Below are 2,302 nucleotides of genomic sequence, written 5' to 3'. Positions count from 1 at the left end.
AGCATTTTTGAAAACGCCATTGACGGCATTTTCCAAACAACGACCGATGGGCGATATTTAGCCGCAAACTTAGCTTTGGTAAAGCTTTATGGCTATGCTACGACCGAAGAGTTTTTGCAATCGCAGTTCAATGCTGTGGATTTGTATAGTCATCCCAATCGGCGGGCGGAGTTCTTGGCTATTCTCCACCAAGAAGATCTGATTACCAATTTTGAGTCTGAGATCCGTCGCCGAGATGGTAGCCATGTGTGGATTTCGGAAACGGCAAGGGTGGTGCGGGATGCGAACGGAGACATTCTCTATTATGAAGGTTTGGTGCGGGATATCAGCGATCGCAAGCGAGCTGAACTAGCCCTGCAGGCGGCTAAGGAATCGGCGGATGCGGCCAACAAGGCCAAGAGTGAGTTTTTAGCCAATATGAGCCATGAGCTACGAACGCCTCTCAATGCCGTGATTGGCTTCACTCAGATTATGCTGCGGGATGGCAACATTTCGAACGAGCATCGAGAAAACCTGGAAATCATTCATCGGGCGGGTGAACATCTCCTAGATTTGATCAATGATGTGTTAGAAATGTCCAAAATTGAGGCGGGCAAGACGGTGTTGTCCTCCGACAATGTTGACCTCCATAGCTTATTAGAAGCTTTGCATACGATGATGCAACTGCGAGCAGAGAGTAAAGGGTTGGATCTCAATGTGGCGATCGCCCCAGATGTACCACGCTATGTCAACACCGACCAGCGCAAGCTCCGCCAAGTGTTGCTTAACCTGCTGAGCAATGCCATTAAATTTACCGAGACAGGCTACGTGACCCTGCGTGCCTGGGTGCGATCAAAGCCCAAGCTCACTTCACCACCAACCCCTTGGATGATTCAGTTTGAGGTGATGGATACGGGAGTCGGCATTGCCGACCATGAACTCGATTCCTTGTTTGAAGCCTTTGCCCAAACCGAAAGTGGGCGGCAGTCCAACCAGGGCACTGGCCTAGGTCTGCCCATTAGCCGAAAATTTATTCAGCTCATGGGCGGGGAAATCACGGTTTGCAGTACTCCCCAGCAAGGATCTCAGTTTCAGTTTTATATTCAAGCCACGCCCGTGAGTGCAACCGACGTGCAGCCCCAGCTATCCGATCGCCGGGTGATTGGCCTGATGCCGGGTTTGCCCCAATACCGTATTCTGGTTGTGGATGATAAGTGGGAAAATCGTCAACTGTTGATGAAGCTGCTCACCCCTATCGGTCTGCTGGTACGCGAGGCGGAACATGGCCAGGCAGCGATCGCCATTTGGGAAGAATGGGATCCCCATCTCATTTGGATGGATATGCGTATGCCGGTGATGGATGGCTATGAGGCCACCAAGCAAATCCGCGCATCCCTTAAAGGACAAGCAACGGTGATTCTGGCCCTAACGGCCAGCGCCCTAGAGGAGGAAAAACTTGTAGTACTATCCGCAGGTTGCAACGACTTTGTTCGTAAGCCGTTTCGGGAAGCTGATTTATTCAGCAAAATGGCAGACTACCTGGGTCTGCGCTACGTTTACGAAGAGCAGGCGATTGCCCCCCCAGCCCTCTTGGAGCCCCTCGATCTCACTCCTGAAGACCTATTGGTGATGCCCCCTACCTGGGTTCAGGAGCTATACACCGCCGCCCGCAGCGGTGATGATGAATATCTGCATGGTCTCATTCAGGATATTCCATCCTGCCATGCCTCCCTGATTACCAGACTCACTGATCTGACCAACAACTTCCACTTCGATCACATTACTCAATTGGCCAGCTTGCAGCATGACTAGCGCTCCTCATCCCTCCGCCAAAGCTGACATCCTTGTGGTAGACGACCAACCGGATAACATTCGTCTTCTGTCAACCTTGCTCATTGAACAGGGTTATAAAGTTCGCAAGGCAACCAATGGCGAAATGGCTCTCAATGCCATTGATATTCGCCTGCCAGACTTAATCTTGCTCGACATTAACATGCCTAATCTGAATGGGTATGAGGTTTGTACGTCGCTCAAAGCCGACCCTAAAACAAGTCACATTCCTGTGATTTTCCTCAGCGCCCTTGATGACAGCCTCGATAAGGTGCGTGCTTTCCAGGTGGGCGGATCGGACTATGTCAGTAAACCGTTTCAGGTGGAAGAGGTGCTAGCCCGACTGGAAAATCATCTCACCATTCAGCGGCAGCGGCAGCAGCTCTGTGAACAAAACACTCGCCTGCAGCAGGAAATTGAAACGCGGCAGCAAACGGAGGAAATTCTCTATCAATCTCGGGCGCTGCTGGCAAGTGTGTTGAATAGTTCCCTA

2 protein-coding genes are annotated in these 2,302 nt (G+C 51.2%); both read left to right on the top strand.

What is annotated here, in order from left to right:
* Nucleotides 1-1,791 (top strand): ATP-binding protein (locus tag V6D20_23575; protein ID HEY9818760.1); only part of this gene is annotated, 1,791 nt, incomplete at its 5' end.
* Nucleotides 1,784-2,302: response regulator (locus tag V6D20_23570; protein HEY9818759.1), on the top strand; the 519-nt coding region annotated here is incomplete at its 3' end. The genes V6D20_23575 and V6D20_23570, both read left to right, overlap by 8 nt.

The organism is Candidatus Obscuribacterales bacterium, from assembly GCA_036703605.1.
GTDB lineage: Bacteria > Cyanobacteriota > Cyanobacteriia > RECH01 > RECH01 > RECH01.
Note: the sequence above shows the minus strand (reverse complement) of the source record. Positions and strands in the feature narration are given on the sequence as shown.